The organism is Sphingobium sp. TomTYG75, assembly GCF_054771635.1.
In genome coordinates this window covers 1,715,117-1,729,510 of the sequence record NZ_BSRE01000001.1, presented here as the reverse complement: position 1 = coordinate 1,729,510, position 14,394 = coordinate 1,715,117, and the positions used below count along the sequence as shown (strand labels likewise).

The window sequence follows — 14,394 nt, the reverse complement described above, 5'->3', positions numbered from 1 at the left end:
TCCCCCTTCACCATCTGAATTTCAGATTGCGAAACTATCCGTAGCGCGGATCAGGGCGTCGAGGATGCCGGGTTCATTATAGGCGTGCCCGGCGCCCTCGATCATCTCGAACCGTGCTTCAGGCCATGCCTTGTGCAGCGCCCAGGCGGTCTCGGCGGGACAGGCCATGTCGTAGCGGCCCTGAACGATCACGCCGGGAATGTCGCGGAGCTTGCCCGCATCACGGATGAGCTGGCCTTCCTCCAGCCAGCCGCGATGCACGAAATAATGATTTTCGATCCGTGCGAAGGCGAGTGCGAACGCATCATCCTCATGCGTGGCTGACAGTGCAGCGTCCGGCAACAAACGGATGGTTTCGCCTTCCCATACGCTCCACGCCTTGGCCGCCCCGACTTGCGCCGCACGATCCTCACCCGTCAGGATGCGGTGATAGGCATGAAGCAAGTCGCCACGATCCTCCTCCGCTATGGGCGCAAGGAAGCGTTCCCACTTATCTGGATAGATGCGGCTGGCACCTTCCTGATAATACCAATCGACCTCCTGCTCGCGGAGCGTGAAGATGCCGCGCAGGATCAATTCGCTGACATGGGCGGGATGGCTCTGCGCATAGGCAAGCGCCAGCGCCGATCCCCAGCTACCGCCGAAGACAAGCAATTGATCAACGCCCATCAACTCCCGCAACCGCTCGATGTCCGCTACGAGATGCCAGGTCGTATTCGCTTCCAGCGAAGCATGCGGCGTCGAACGGCCGCAACCGCGCTGGTCGAAGAGTAAAATGTCGTAGCGATCCGGATCGAACAAGCGGCGGTGATCGGGCGAGATGCCGCCGCCCGGCCCGCCGTGGAGGAAGACCGCGGGCTTTGCCCCCGGCGTCCCGACGCGCTCCCAATAGACGGAATGATTATCGCCAACGTCGAGGTGGCCGTGAGCGTATGGGTCGATGGCAGGGTACAAAGTGCGCATGCCCTCAGCCTAGGCGAGCCGATGAGCGAAGGGAACCGCAGCGCGTGAAGGCGTCTGCTACATTTTGCGACAAATTAGCCTTGGCCTTGCCAAGATTTTGAGACAGTTCGCCCCTAGTGACGGACCATCAAGAGTTCGCTTTTTCCAAAAGGGGTATGTTCGTGCGCCGACCGGCTTCGCTGATGCTGTTTTTCATGATGGGCGCATCGCCCGCTGCGCTGATGGCGCAGACTTCAGCTCAGGAGCCGCCTGCGCAGATGGACGAAGGCGACGAGATCATCGTCACCGGCCAGCCGCAGCGGGGCGCGGTGCTGGGCAATATCAAGCCTGAGCAGCAGCTTTCCTCCGCCGACATCCGCGCTCTGGGCGTCACCTCCATTTCGGAAATGATCACCGAATTGTCGGCACAGACGAACGGGACCCCGGTCGTGCTGCTGAACGGGAAGCGCATTTCCAGCTTTTCCGAAATCCAGGATATCCCGTCCGAGGCCGTGGCGCGCGTCGATATCCTGCCGGAACAGGTCGCCTTGTCCTATGGCTATGCACCAACGCAAAAGGTGGCGAACATCGTCCTGCGCCAGCGTTTTCGGGCGGAGCTGGCCGATCTGCGCGCGGCCACGACCACCGATGGCGGACGGGAAAGCGGGTCGGCCGAGGCGGGCCTGCTGCGCATCCGGGGCGACAATCGCTTTACGTTGAACGTCAAATATAATGCCGCTGCTTCACTACTGGAAAGCGAACGCGGGATCGAACGGACGGCGATCAGTCCGGCGATGATCGACATCACCCGCTTTCGCACGTTGAGCCCGGCGACCGAGAGCGTGTCCGCGAACGCCACCTACGCGCGCGCGCTGGGCGGCGTATCGATGACCGTTAACGGCCGGGTCGAGCTGTCGGACAATGACTCGCTTCAGGGGCTGTCTGCCGCCGCACTTGCAGCGCCGATCGGCAACGGGCCGCTCTATGCCGAATTTCTGCGGGACAACCGGCTCGATCAGCAGATTCGCGGAACGACCGGCCATCTGGGCCTGACCTTCAACGGGCTGCTCGGCAAGGGGTGGCAATGGTCCTTCACTGGCAATGGCGACGTGTCGGATACGCGCACGCGAACGGATCGATCGGCGTCGACCGACCGGGCGAGCGCGCGGTCGCAGGCGGTGACGGGCGACCTGCTCCTATCAGGCCCCGTCTTTGACCTGCCTGCGGGTGCCGTCACAAGCTCCGTCCGGGTGGGGGCGTCGGCCAATGGGTTTGAGGGCTGGTCGATCCGAAACGGGTTCGAACAGGACATCGACTATGACCGGCAGATCGCCAGCGGGCAGGTCACTCTCGATGTGCCGATCACCAGCAAGGCGAGAGGCGTCCTGGGCGCGGTCGGCGATATCGGCGTCAATGTGAATGCGGCGGCGCAAGAGCTTTCGGACTTCGGCACGCTCTCCACGCTTGGCTACGGCCTGCGCTGGCGGCCGATCCCGGCAGTGCAACTGCTGGTGTCCGCGAACCAGGACCGGGCCGCGCCGACGGGGAACCAGCTAAGCGATCCTGAAGTCAGGACGGAGAATGTACCCGTCTTTGATTATCAAAGCGGCCAGACCGTCTTCGTCACGCGGGTGACGGGGGGCAACGCCCAATTGAAGGAAAGCGTGCGCGACCAGTTCCGGCTGAGCGCAACGGTGAAGCCTTTCGACAAGCCCAACCTGACCCTGACAGCGACCTACCTCAACAGCCGGACGAGTAATCCGATCGCGGCTTTCCCCGAGCCTACGCCAGCAATCTTGGATGCTTTCGAGGGCCGCTTCACTCGCGTTGGCGGTTTGCTGACCGAAATCGATGCGACGCCGATCAATTATCTGCGCTCGCAAAGCGAACAACTGCGCTGGGGCTTCGACCTCTCCTTCCCGCTGAAGTCGCGCATCCAGAAGTTGGCAGAGGCTTGGCGCGCCGCCGGTGCAAAGCCTGAGGATCGGCCCAAGGAACTGCAGGATATGCGCGCACTGTTCGGCAATCGCGGCGGACGGGGCGGAGAGCGTGGCGCGCAAGCGGGTCAGGATGGCGCTCCGCCGCCTCACGGACAGGAGGGCGGAGACCGACCGCGCGGTGAGGGCGGCTTTGGCGGCCCCGGAGGCGGCGGACGGCCGGGCGGCGGTTTTGGCGGGCCGGGCGGCGGACGTGGAGGCGGCGGCGGGCGCCTCAGCTTCAGCCTCTACCACACATGGCATTTTACCGAGAGCATCCTGATCGCACCGGGCGTGCCGGAACTCGATCTGTTGAATGGCGACGCGACAGGATCATCGGGCGGCCAGCCACGGCATGAGGTGGAGGCACGCGTCGGCTACACCAACAACGGCGTTGGCGCGCGGCTGAGCTTCGATTGGGAAAGCGGCACCCATGTAGATGGCGCGCTGGGCGGCACTTCGCGGCTCGATTTCGGAAGTCTGGCGACCGTTAACCTGCGACTATTCGCCAATCTGGGGCAGATGCCTTCGCTTGTGAAGAATCATCCCTTTCTGCGGGGATCGCGGGTATCGATCGGGATCAACAATATCTTCAACACGCGCCGCGATGTGACGGACGCGACCGGAGGAACCCCGCTGCGCTACCAGCAGGGCTATCTCGATCCGCTGGGCCGCACGATCAGCATTTCCTTCCGCAAGCTGTTCTTCTGACTCCTGCCTAAAACTCTCCATTTTCCGTCCGTTATGACCTTTGAAAACAAGGGGCGGAGGAATGCATGGCAAAGCCGATACGGATCGTGGTGGTCGATGACTCGCTGACCATTCGCGCCATGATCGAAACGCTGCTGGAACGCCATTGCCGGTTCGATGTCGTGGGCATCGCCCGCAACGGCGAAGAGGCGATCGACCTCATCCGCATGGAAAAGCCCGATGTGGTGACGATGGACGTCGCCATGCCGGGCCGGGATGGGCTCAGCATCCTTGACGAGATCATGGACATCGATCCCTGCCCCGTCATCATGCTGTCCAGCCTGATGCGCGACGGAGCGCCGATCATGGCCGAAGCGCTCGACCGGGGTGCGGCCGCCTGCTTCAACAAGGCGATGATCGCTCGGGAAGCCGGACGCTTCATCGCATTGGTCAAGGACGTCGCGCGTGGCCTTGTTCAGGCCGAACAGGTAGCGATCGCCGCCTGAAACATCCGCCACGTACAACAAAAGGAGCTGTCATCGGGCAGCTCCTTTTTTATGCGCTTGCGGGTGTCGCCGGCCGAACCGGGTCAGGTCAGGATGCCAATGACCGAGGCAGGGCGCAGGCGGCGGCAATATCGATGGCGCTGGTAAATTCAACGCCCATCCGATCCTCGCGGGACCAGCGAACCACGGCGCTCACATTCTGACTGTCACTGAACTCGATCGACAACTGGGTGCCCTGGGGCACATGCCACAGCCCCTCGATCATCGCGCCAGTCGAGGAGATATTGCGGATGCGCCCGGTATAGGCGTGACCATCGGCACGCACCGCGATCGTCCGCAGCATCGTCTTGCGCTCAGGGCGGCTGGACTGGAAACCCTCCACCAGCGCCACCGTGCCGTGTGCACGGTGCCGGGCCAGCACATCGCTGACAATAAGCGGGCGGCCATAGACATAGCCCTGTATATGGCTGCACCCCAGATCGCGGATCAGCGCCAGTTCGTCCTGCGTCTCCGCGCCCTCCGCCGTGGTGTCCATGCCCAGCGCCTCGGCCAGACTGACGATTGCCTTGATGATCGCGCTGTTGCGGCTGCCGGTCATCACCGCGCCGCGCACAAAGCTCTGGTCGATCTTGATCTTGTCGAAGGGCGCCTTCTTCAAATAACCGAGCGAGGAGTATCCGGTGCCGAAATCGTCGAGCGCCAGACGGACGCCAATCCCCTTGAGCCGGGCGAACATCGAATCCGTTCCGTCATTGTCATTCAGGAACACGCTTTCGGTGATCTCCAACTCCAGCCGCTGGGGCGCGAGTTGGGAAGCGGCAAGCGCACTCATGACCGTCGCGGGCAATCCTGGATTGGCGAACTGGATCGGCGAGACATTGACGGCGACGCGAATATCTTCGTCCCAATCCGAAGCGTCGCGGCAGGCGGTGCGCAGTACCCAGTCACCGATCGGGCCGATAAGTCCTGTCTCCTCGGCGATGGGCACGAAAATGGATGGCGAAATCTCGCCACGTACGGGATGAGTCCAGCGAAGCAGCGCTTCATAGCCGGTGACCCGCTCCGTCCTTGAAGACACGACCGGCTGGTAGACAAGGTGCAGCCCATCCGAAGCCAGCGCGTGGCGAAGATCCTCCTCCAACTGCCGACGCCCCTCTGCATCGGCGTGCATTTCGGACGAATAGAAACGATGGACGCCGCGCCCGTCGCCTTTTGCAGCATAGAGCGCGAGATCAGCGTTGCGGATCAGCGCATCGGCCGTGTCGCCATCATGCGGGCAACAGGAAATCCCGATGGACACGCCGATGACGACCGCCTTCCCCTCAATCATATAAGGTTGCGACAGCGTGTTGATGATCATCGTAGATAGTTGGGACAGCAGCGCACGATCATGTCTGCCGGGCAGCAGCACCTTGAATTCGTCACCGCCCTGCCGCCCTACAAGCCCGCGATCGCCCGCGACACGTTGAAGACGCTGGCTCACCTGCCGCAGCAGCGCGTCCCCGGCGGGGTGGCCGAGCGTATCGTTGACGGTCTTGAAGCGATCCAGGTCCAGCATCAGCAGCGCGCAATCGCCCGACTTGCCGGGGGAGCCAGCCAGGGCATCTTCCAGCGCCCGCAGCATCTGTACGCGATTGGCAAGGCCAGTCAGCGAATCGAACTGGGCAAGCCGCTTCACCTCCGCCTGGCTCCGGCGGATTTCGGTAAGGTCGGCGCCGCTCCCGCGGAAGCCGTGGAACTGGCCAAATTCGTTGAAAACCGGCTGGCCGGATATCGACCACCAGCGCTCGTCGCGGGTAGCCGCGGCTCGAACATGGATGTCCGAAAAGCCGGTGCGGGTCGATAAATGGAAGCCGAGCGTGCGCTCACCCCCGCCATTTTTATGATCACCCGCAGAGACAATCTCGGTGATCAACTGGCCGACAAGTTCATCCTCCGCGATATCCAGTGTTCGCGCGAGCGTTTCTGATAGGTAGGTTAAGCAGCCTTGCCGGTCGGTTTCCCAGAACCAGCCCTGCCCCGACTGTTCATATTCCTGCAACAGGCGGTCGGATCGTTGCGCGCGAAGGTCCTGTTGATGTTGCGCGATTGCCCGTTCGAAATCAGACGTTGCCTGGCGCACTGCGGCGATCATCATGACCGCGATGCAACTCACCAACAAACCCAGTTGCGCAAAGCCCGCTTCCTGAAACGCTGAAACGATCAATGTGCCCAGAAAATAACTGACGCCCAGCAACCGCCGGTCGCCGAATATCGACACGGCGATCAACGCCATCGCGACTTCTGCCGCGAGAGAAATCGACAATGGTCCTGCAAATTGCGCTGGTCCCAGCAACATGCTGAAGCTCATGCTCGACAGCAATACCATCGGCAACATCAGCCATTTCTGCACATGCGGCCGTAGATTCTGAAATCGTTCCGCGCGCGGAGCGGCGATCAGCATGCCATCTATCAACAACATCGCCAGGAATGTGATGAAATGGAGAATGTTGTCAAAGGTGAACAGTGGCACATGGAGCAGCGTGATGGTGCACAGCTTGCCCAGCAGCACCAGCGGCCAGAGGCGGGCGATATGGGCGAAGGCTCCGGATATCCAGAAGGCCGACGCCTGCGTCCCGCCCTCAGCCAGACCCAGCGCGACCGCAAGATCGGCGGGTCGATACGATGTATCGTTCAGCTTGGTGCGCGACGGGGCCATATGCCGTGCGTAACGCACAGATGTTGAAAGAAACTTACCCGGTCGGCTGGCAAAGCGTGACGGGAGAGGGAAGGCCCCTCTCGCGACGCCAATACTGCCTCAATATTCGTTCAACAGAGGCCAAAACAGACTGAGCAGGATGAGGCATGCGGTCCCGCAGGACCGCTCACCCCGTTCCCGACTAAACGCGCATCGGCATCAGGACATAGAGCGCAGGACTGCGATCATTTTCCCGAATGAGCGTTGGCGCTGCCGCGTCGGCAAGGTGCAGTTCGACCGTCTCGCTGTCAATCTGGCCCAGAATGTCGAGCAGATAGCGCGCGTTGAAGCCAATATCGAAGCCCTCGCCCTGAAACGCACCCGGCACTTCTTCGGCCGCCGTGCCGTTTTCGGGGCTGGTGACCGACAGGGTGATCTTGTCGCGATCGAGCGTCATCTTGACCGCCCGAGTCTTTTCCGTCGCGATCGTGGCGACGCGGTCCACACCCTCCTCGAAGCTGCGCGGGTCGATCTTGAGCAGCTTGTCGTTCGCGGTGGGAATGACGCGGCTATAATCGGGGAAGGTGCCGTCGATCAGTTTGCTGGTCAGGATCGCGCTGCCAAGCCCGAAACGGATCTTGCTCGCCGAGAGGGTGATCTGCACCGAACCTTCGACCTCGTCGAGCAGCTTGCGCAGCTCGCCGATGCACTTGCGTGGAATGATGATGCCCGGCATGCCATCGGCGCCATCGGGACGCGGCACGGTGACGCGAGCGAGGCGGTGCCCATCGGTGGCCGCGGCCTTCAGGACCGGCTGACCATCATCCGACACGTGGAAATAAATACCGTTCAGATAATAGCGCGTCTCTTCGGTCGAGATGGCAAAGCGCGTCTTGTCGATGATTTGCTTCAGCGTCTCTGCGGGCAGTTCGAAGCTGGTCGGCAGGTCGCCTTCCGCGATCACCGGGAAGTCATCGCGCGGCAGGGTCGACAGGTTGAATCGCGCGCGGCCCGCCTGGATCAGCATCTTGCCTTCCGCCGCTTGCAGCGACACCTGCGACCCTTCGGGCAGCTTGCGGGCGATGTCGAACAGGGTGTGGGCCGAAATGGTCGTCGCGCCGGGCTGTTCCACCTGCGCGGACACGCTTTCGACGATCTGGAGGTCGAGGTCGGTCGCCATCAGCTTGATCGCGCCATCGGCAGACGCTTCGATCAGCACGTTGGACAGGATCGGAATCGTATTGCGCCGCTCGACCACCGACTGGACGTGGCTGAGGCTCTTGAGGAGCGTGGCGCGTTCGATGGTGGCCTTCATGTCCCTGTTTGTCCGTTTCTTTTCTGCGCAAAGCCCGGATGCGGTCGAATCCGGGCGACAATGATGGATGATCCTTCATAACCACTGTTGCGGCGGCGGCAAGCACCTGCTGATCGTTTCGTGACGGCAAGGGTTGCAAAAGAGGACATGATGGGCTTTGCCAGCGTCATGAAGCACGCCTTGCTCCTGCTCCTGCTGATCGCGACGCCGGCATTCGCAAGGGACTCGCTCGGCATGTTCGAGGCTTGGGGGGCGTTCCGTGACCCGGCGGCACCGCGTTGCTATGCCATCTCCAAACCCGTGAGCCGCGCTGGCAATGGTTTCGCCGCCGTTGGCAACTGGCCCCGCCAGCGCGTACGCGGACAGGTACATTTCCGGCTGAGCCGGGTGCGGGCAGACGATTCTCCCGTTATCCTGAATGTTGGGGACAGGCGCTTCCCGCTGGTCGCGGGACAGGCTGACGCGTGGGCGCCCGATCCTCGCGCGGACGCGGCCATCATTGCGGCCATGCGATCAGCAGGCAGCATGAGCGTACAGACGCAGGGCGCAAATGGGCGCGGTTTCGCGGACACCTACACACTGCGCGGCGCCGCAACAGCGATCGACGCGGCGGCTCTGGGCTGCGCACGGCTGCGGTGACAGGCGGGCGCTCGACGCTCCCTTTATAATTTTCGAAAAATCCGCTATGGGCGCTGCCATGCATTCATCCGCCAGCCCCCTGATGCCGATTCCCGGCGCTATCGACCCTGTGCCCGTCCCGCGCGCGGTGACGCCCCGTGAAGATGGGCGCACCGATCTGATGGGCCTGTCGCGCCCGCAGATCAAAAGCGCGCTGGAGGAAGCAGGTCTCGATGCAAAGCAGGCAAAGTTGCGGTCGAAGCAACTATTCCACTGGCTCTATCATCGCGGCGAGACCGATTTCGATGCGATGACCGACCTTGCCAAGCCGATGCGCGGCTGGATGGCGGAGCGCTTCATCGTCGGGCGTCCCGAGGTCGTCGAAGCGCAGGTGTCGAGCGACGGCACCCGCAAATGGCTGCTCCGGTCGGACGACGGGCAGGATTATGAGATGGTGTTCATCCCGGATGCCGACCGAGGAACGCTCTGCGTATCGAGCCAGGTGGGCTGCACGCTCAACTGCCGTTTCTGCCATACGGGCACGATGCGCCTCGTGCGCAACCTGACGCCTGGTGAGATCGTCGGGCAGGTCATGCTGGCCCGCGATGCGCTGGGCGAATGGCCCAAGGGCAGCATGGCGTCCGCCAATGATGACGAAGCGGACGATAGCTCGCAATATAGCCCCGATGGGCGGATGCTGACCAACATCGTGATGATGGGCATGGGCGAGCCGCTCTATAATTTCGACCATGTGCGCGATGCGTTGAAGGTCGTCATGGACGGCGACGGCCTCGCTCTGTCGAAGCGGCGGATCACCCTCTCCACCTCCGGCGTAGTGCCGATGATGGCGCGCGCGGGGGAAGAGATTGGCGTCAACCTTGCCGTGTCACTCCATGGCGTGACCAAGGATGTGCGTGACGAACTGGTGCCGCTCAACAAGAAATTCGGGATCGAACAGCTGTTGCAAGCCTGCGCCGACTATCCGAACGCGAATAATGCGCGCCGCATCACGTTCGAATATGTGATGATCAAGGACAAGAATGACAGCGACGAGGACGCGCGCGAACTGGTTCGTCTGCTGCGTCACTACAAGCTGCCTGCCAAGGTCAACCTGATCCCCTTCAACCCATGGCCGGGCACCGACTATGAATGCTCGACGCCCGAGCGGATCAAGCGCTTTTCCGAGATCGTGTTCGAAGGCGGCATCTCCGCCCCGGTACGCACGCCGCGCGGACGGGACATCATGGCCGCCTGCGGGCAACTCAAGTCGGCGAGCGAGAAGAAGAGCCGGGCGGAACTGGACCGGCTGGCGGCGGAAAAGCAGGCAGCGCTGGGGTAAGCAGCGCCATCAGCGCGGCGTTTCTGGCTCACTGATCTTCTCTTCATCGCCCCGTTCATTCTCGGCGGGCTTCAATGGCGCCATGACCCAGAAGGTCAGCAGGGTAAGGCCGGTAAGCACCACCGCGACATCATATTTTGCAAGCCCGGCTGCAAGCCCGATCGCACCCGTGATCCAAAGGCTGGCTGCCGTTGCGGTGCCCCTGACCGAATGTTTCTGTTGCAGGATCGCACCACCGCCCAGAAATCCGATGCCCGCGATCACGCCTTCCAACACCCGGGCAAGCGCCGCCGGGTCCTGCGCCATCATTCCTTCCACCGTCTGGACAAAGCCACAGCTCGCGACGGCGACCAGCGGAAAGGTGCGCAGGCCAGCGCTGCGTTCCGCTCGCTCCCGGTTCCAGCCGATAGGCAGAGCCAGACAGTAGGCGATGACGATAGGGACCAGATGCGGCAGCACCGAAAAATTGTCGCTCATCCACCCGAAACGCACAAAGATGAATTCGGATGCGGAACGATGCAGTTAGCTGTTGCCGGGCTCTTCCAGCAGGCCGGGGATCAGCGGTAGCAATTCGCGCGCCAGAAATCCGACAGGCCCCATGGTGCGGGCGAGTTCGCGCCCTGCCCGGCCGTGCAGCCAGCTGCCCCAGGCGGCCGCCCGCAACGGCTCCGCGCCGCGCGCCGCCAAACCGCCGACGATCCCGGCCAGCACATCGCCCGAGCCGCCGGTGGCTAGGCCGACGCAACCGCCCTCATGCAACAGGCAGGCACTGTCCGGAGCCGCGACCACGCTGCGGTCGCCCTTCAGGATGACCACCGCCTGAAATTCCGCCGCCGCTTGTAGCGCGATCTTCGCGGGATCGGCCGACACGGCCTCGACGCTTTGCCCGGTCAGGATAGCCATCTCGCCATGATGAGGCGTCAAGATGATATGCCCCTCATGCCCGGCGACGGTGGATCGCAACTCGCGCGCAGAGGTCAGCGCCGCGGCGTCGAGGACGATGGTGACCGGCGGATCGGTGGCGGCCAATATGGCAGCGACCAGTTCACCCGTCTGGGAACTCACGCTCATGCCCGGCCCCAGAACCAGCGCGTCACAGCGGGCGAGCTGCGGCGCCAGACGCTCAGCTGCTCCGGCGGCGATCTCGCCATTCTCCTCCGCAGGCAGCGCCGTCATCGCGGCTTCGGGAACCAGCACGCCCAGCGACATGGCGGCAGAACGGACAGTCGCCATCTGCAACTTGCCAGCACCTGCCCGCAGTGCCGCCTCGCCCGTCAGGCGCAGCGCACCGGGCACGAATTCCGCGCCACCGACGACCAACACACGACCCCGCCCATCCTTGTCGGAGTCATGGTCGGGAATCGGGAGGGGGTGCGTCCGCAACCATGCGCTATCGAGAGTCTCTGGCGTCATCCCCGTGCTCCGGCGATGGCATCGGGTTCGCGTGTGACAGGGGTTTCCTCTTCCTCCATCGGCGCGGTCACATTGTAACGGCGCAGTACCAGCCCGCCATTGCGCCCGTGGGAAGGGTCATAAACATAGTCGCTGATCGCGCAGTTCGCGACATCGCCAGCCCGGTCGATCGCCAGTATTTCCGCTTCATTCAACCCTTCGATGATATAGCGAAGGCACAACACCACGACCTGATGCGTGAAGATCATCACGCGCCGTCCGGCATAGTGCAATGATATGGTGTCCATCACCGATCGGAGCCGCAGGATGACGTCGCACCAGCTCTCTCCGCCCGGCGGCCGGTGATAGAATTTTCCGAGCATCTGGCGGAATTCATACTGGTCGGCCTCCAGATTGCGGATGCCCGTCGTCGTCAGCCCGTCCAAAATGCCGAATTCCTTTTCGCGCAGCCGTTCATCGAAGCAGATCGGTTCCTCGGCGGCGGCTCCGCCAACCTCGCGGAAAATCTGCGCGGTCTGAAACGCCCGCAGATAGGGGGACGACAACAGAACCTCCGGCCTTTGATCTTCCTCCTCGCTGCCGAACCAATGGCCTAGCGCCTGCGCCTGCTCACGGCCCAATCCACTTAACGGAACGTCCGCATCCCGCACGGACAAGGCTATGCGATCGGACTGGGCTTCGGTGGCGGCGTCGCGCGCCACATTTCCGGCGCTCTGGCCATGACGTACGATGATGAGCTGGCTCGGCCAATGAAGTGACGCCACGAGTCCTGCTGCCTTCCATGCCGGTTGCTAAGGCATGAAGAACGGCCGCGTCGCCGCTTTGATCCCGGCGGAACGCGGCTTATGATGAAGGCTGCGCTTGGAAAATGGTGACCCCTACGGGAATCGAACCCGTGTTTCAGCCGTGAAAGGGCCGCGTCCTAACCGCTAGACGAAGGGGCCACATGCAGAACCGCTTGGGCGGCGCTGCGAAGCGAGGGCGGCTTTAGGGGGGGAGCTTGCGGCGGTCAACCCCTTTGGGGCAGGAAAACGACCACTTCTTTCAATCGACCCAGGCGGCATCTTCCAGATGCAGTTCAGCGGCGGGCCGGCTGCCCCAATCGTCGATCTTTGCACGGCCCGCGACCCACAGGCGGCGGTCGCGCGGTGCGCCAAGGATAGCTTGCCCCAACTCACTCTCCGCCTGGCGGAAGGCGATGGTCTTGATGGAGCGGCCATCGTCTCCCGCCATGACGGCGCGCAGATGGCCATTGCCGACGACATCGGCCTTGATGACGCGCATCGGTCCAGCCGCGATGAGCGGGGATGGCCAGCCAGCGCCATAGGGGCCGCCTGCCTCGATCGCGGCCACGAAGTCCGGATTGACGCCCGCCGGGGCAAGCACGGCGTCGATCAACAATGCGCGGTCATCGCGGGCGCGGGCGACGGCGGCGGCGAGCCTTTCGTCCAGGAAATCAGCCAGCGCGTCCAGCTTGTCGGAAGCGACGGTCAGCCCTGCCGCCATGGCGTGGCCGCCACCGGCAACAAGCAAGCCGCTGTCCTTGGCCGCCAGCACAGCTGCGCCAAGATCAACGCCGGAGATCGAACGGCCGGAGCCCTTGCCCGTACCCGCATCATCAATCGCCACGACGATCGCGGGACGCCCCGCCTTTTCCTTGATGCGTCCGGCGACGATGCCGATCACGCCGGGATGCCAGCCAGCTCCAGCGATCAGCGCCACGGCCCGGTTGCCCTGCGCCGCGAGCAGTTCCTCTGCCTCGACCTGTACCGCCGCCTCGATCACGCGACGTTCCTCGTTGAACTGGTCCAACTCGGCAGCGATGCTCGCGGCCTCGATCGGGTCTTCCGTCGTCAGCAGGCGCACGCCCAGGTCGGCCTTGCCTACCCGCCCGCCAGCATTGATGCGGGGACCGAGCGCAAATCCCAGATCATGGCATAATGGCGCACGGCTAAGGCGGCTCGCGTCGATCAGCGCGGAGATGCCGATGTTGCGGCGCTTTGCCATGACCTTGAGGCCCTGTGCGACAAAGGCGCGGTTAAGCCCCTTGAGTTGTGCGACGTCTGCCACAGTGCCGAGCGCCACGATGTCGAGCAATTCCATCAGGGCAGGCTCGGCGCGAGCCGCGAACCATCCCCGCTTGCGCAACACGCGGATAAGCGCGGCGCCCAAGAGAAATGCGACCCCCACCGCCGCCAGATGGCCATGAGCGGCCGCCTCCTCAACCTCGTCAAGCCGGTTGGGGTTCACGAGCGCGAACGCCTCGGGAAGCGCGGCGGCGCATTTATGATGATCGACCACCACGACATCGACGCCCACAGCCTTCGCCATGGCAAGCGCCTCGAACGCCTGCGCGCCGCAGTCGACGGTGACGATCAGCGTTGCCCCTTCCCCGGCCAGCCGCACCAGCGCCTCGCCCGAGGGGCCATAGCCTTCCATCAACCGGTCAGGAATATAAGGCCGCGCGGACAGCCCAAGATCGCGCAGCAGGCGGATCAGCAAGGCCGCGCTGGTTGCGCCGTCCACGTCATAGTCGCCGAAGATACGGACATGCTCGCCGCTCTGCACCGCATCCGCCAGCCGTTCGGCAGCGCTGTCCATGTCGCGGAACAAGCTGGGATCGGGCATAAAGTGTCGGATGGTCGGATTACGATGCGCTTCCACGGCTTCGCGCGGACAGCCACGGGCCAGCAGCAACTGCGTAACCAGGTCGTCGGGCAGATAGCCCGGCTCGCGCGCATCCGCGCCTGCGCCCCGCCAGCGCCACGGTTGTCCAAGGATAGAGCGGGATACATTCAGCGCTATGGTCATTTCTGATCCCTAAACCGGGCCGACGCTCGAGGGAAGCGGTTCACGGCCGACGGCGGAACCGAAACAAGCCCTTGCGCGTATTCGTCTTCCCCGCGTGCGCGGCGGAT

12 protein-coding genes and 1 tRNA gene are annotated in these 14,394 nt (G+C 63.3%); 4 read left to right on the top strand and 9 right to left on the bottom strand.

The genetic code is table 11. From position 1 onward, the window contains the following. Nucleotides 1–21: 21 nt before the first annotated feature. A complete protein-coding gene (gene pip / locus ACYU81_RS08710; protein WP_460987240.1) occupies nt 22–963 on the bottom strand; it encodes a prolyl aminopeptidase in 942 nt (313 codons plus the stop codon). Between the two features lie 197 nt (nt 964–1,160). On the opposite strand from pip, the gene ACYU81_RS08705 reads away from it, so the two are divergent. Together ACYU81_RS08705 and ACYU81_RS08700 are read left to right on the top strand one after the other, a co-directional pair. Next, nucleotides 1,161–3,629, top strand: a complete 2,469-nt coding sequence (locus ACYU81_RS08705) for a TonB-dependent receptor (RefSeq protein WP_460988148.1) — start codon at nt 1,161–1,163, stop codon at nt 3,627–3,629. 65 nt (nt 3,630–3,694) lie between these two features. Then, complete coding sequence (locus ACYU81_RS08700) at nt 3,695–4,114, top strand: response regulator (RefSeq protein ID WP_460987239.1); 420 nt, start codon at nt 3,695–3,697, stop codon at nt 4,112–4,114. A gap of 88 nt (nt 4,115–4,202) precedes the next feature. On the opposite strand, the gene ACYU81_RS08695 is transcribed toward ACYU81_RS08700, so the two are convergent. The 3 genes from ACYU81_RS08695 to ACYU81_RS08685 all read right to left on the bottom strand — a co-directional run bounded on the left by ACYU81_RS08695 (nt 4,203) and on the right by ACYU81_RS08685 (nt 8,276). Continuing rightward, nucleotides 4,203–6,812: an EAL domain-containing protein gene (locus ACYU81_RS08695; protein ID WP_460988147.1), complete on the bottom strand. Its 2,610-nt coding sequence runs from the start codon at nt 6,810–6,812 to the stop codon at nt 4,203–4,205. A gap of 181 nt (nt 6,813–6,993) precedes the next feature. Continuing rightward, nucleotides 6,994–8,106 carry a DNA polymerase III subunit beta gene (dnaN, locus tag ACYU81_RS08690; protein WP_449470860.1) on the bottom strand — a complete coding sequence of 371 codons (1,113 nt, stop codon included), beginning with the start codon at nt 8,104–8,106 and terminating at the stop codon, nt 6,994–6,996. Next, on the bottom strand, nt 8,103–8,276 hold the full coding sequence (locus tag ACYU81_RS08685; protein WP_196225143.1) for a hypothetical protein: 174 nt from the start codon (nt 8,274–8,276) through the stop codon (nt 8,103–8,105). Before ACYU81_RS08685 ends, dnaN begins: the two co-directional genes overlap by 4 nt. Between ACYU81_RS08685 and ACYU81_RS08680 the strand changes: the two genes are divergently transcribed. Continuing rightward, nucleotides 8,275–8,745, top strand: a complete 471-nt coding sequence (locus ACYU81_RS08680; protein ID WP_460987237.1) for a hypothetical protein — start codon at nt 8,275–8,277, stop codon at nt 8,743–8,745. The genes ACYU81_RS08685 and ACYU81_RS08680 overlap by 2 nt on opposite strands. A gap of 58 nt (nt 8,746–8,803) precedes the next feature. Further along, complete coding sequence (rlmN, locus tag ACYU81_RS08675; protein ID WP_449470859.1) at nt 8,804–10,063, top strand: dual-specificity RNA methyltransferase RlmN; 1,260 nt, start codon at nt 8,804–8,806, stop codon at nt 10,061–10,063. A gap of 9 nt (nt 10,064–10,072) precedes the next feature. Here the strand turns inward: rlmN and ACYU81_RS08670 are convergent, their stop codons facing one another. The 5 genes from ACYU81_RS08670 to recJ form a co-directional block, all read right to left on the bottom strand. Then, nucleotides 10,073–10,540, bottom strand: a complete 468-nt coding sequence (locus tag ACYU81_RS08670) for an MgtC/SapB family protein (RefSeq protein ID WP_449470858.1) — start codon at nt 10,538–10,540, stop codon at nt 10,073–10,075. A gap of 45 nt (nt 10,541–10,585) precedes the next feature. After that, nucleotides 10,586–11,476: an NAD(P)H-hydrate dehydratase gene (locus ACYU81_RS08665; RefSeq protein WP_460987234.1), complete on the bottom strand. Its 891-nt coding sequence runs from the start codon at nt 11,474–11,476 to the stop codon at nt 10,586–10,588. Then, a complete protein-coding gene (locus ACYU81_RS08660) occupies nt 11,473–12,240 on the bottom strand; it encodes a histidine phosphatase family protein (RefSeq protein ID WP_449470854.1) in 768 nt (255 codons plus the stop codon). Before ACYU81_RS08660 ends, ACYU81_RS08665 begins: the two co-directional genes overlap by 4 nt. A 105-nt stretch (nt 12,241–12,345) precedes the next feature. Further along, a tRNA-Glu gene (locus tag ACYU81_RS08655) sits at nt 12,346–12,420 on the bottom strand. Nucleotides 12,421–12,520: 100 nt separating this feature from the next. Next, complete coding sequence (recJ, locus tag ACYU81_RS08650) at nt 12,521–14,287, bottom strand: single-stranded-DNA-specific exonuclease RecJ (RefSeq protein WP_460987232.1); 1,767 nt, start codon at nt 14,285–14,287, stop codon at nt 12,521–12,523. Between the last annotated feature and the right edge of the window lie 107 nt (nt 14,288–14,394).

Bases quoted from the DNA above. Each gene is read 5' to 3' on its own strand.
- pip (WP_460987240.1), bottom strand. From the start codon at position 963: ATGCGCACTTTGTACCCTGCCATCGACCCATACGCTCACGGCCACCTC.
- ACYU81_RS08705 (WP_460988148.1), top strand. From the start codon at position 1,161: ATGGGCGCATCGCCCGCTGCGCTGATGGCGCAGACTTCAGCTCAGGAG.
- ACYU81_RS08700 (WP_460987239.1), top strand. From the start codon at position 3,695: ATGGCAAAGCCGATACGGATCGTGGTGGTCGATGACTCGCTGACCATT.
- ACYU81_RS08695 (WP_460988147.1), bottom strand. From the start codon at position 6,812: ATGGCCCCGTCGCGCACCAAGCTGAACGATACATCGTATCGACCCGCC.
- dnaN (WP_449470860.1), bottom strand. From the start codon at position 8,106: ATGAAGGCCACCATCGAACGCGCCACGCTCCTCAAGAGCCTCAGCCAC.
- ACYU81_RS08680 (WP_460987237.1), top strand. From the start codon at position 8,275: ATGAAGCACGCCTTGCTCCTGCTCCTGCTGATCGCGACGCCGGCATTC.
- ACYU81_RS08685 (WP_196225143.1), bottom strand. From the start codon at position 8,276: ATGACGCTGGCAAAGCCCATCATGTCCTCTTTTGCAACCCTTGCCGTC.
- rlmN (WP_449470859.1), top strand. From the start codon at position 8,804: ATGCATTCATCCGCCAGCCCCCTGATGCCGATTCCCGGCGCTATCGAC.
- ACYU81_RS08670 (WP_449470858.1), bottom strand. From the start codon at position 10,540: ATGAGCGACAATTTTTCGGTGCTGCCGCATCTGGTCCCTATCGTCATC.
- ACYU81_RS08665 (WP_460987234.1), bottom strand. From the start codon at position 11,476: ATGACGCCAGAGACTCTCGATAGCGCATGGTTGCGGACGCACCCCCTC.
- recJ (WP_460987232.1), bottom strand. From the start codon at position 14,287: ATGACCATAGCGCTGAATGTATCCCGCTCTATCCTTGGACAACCGTGG.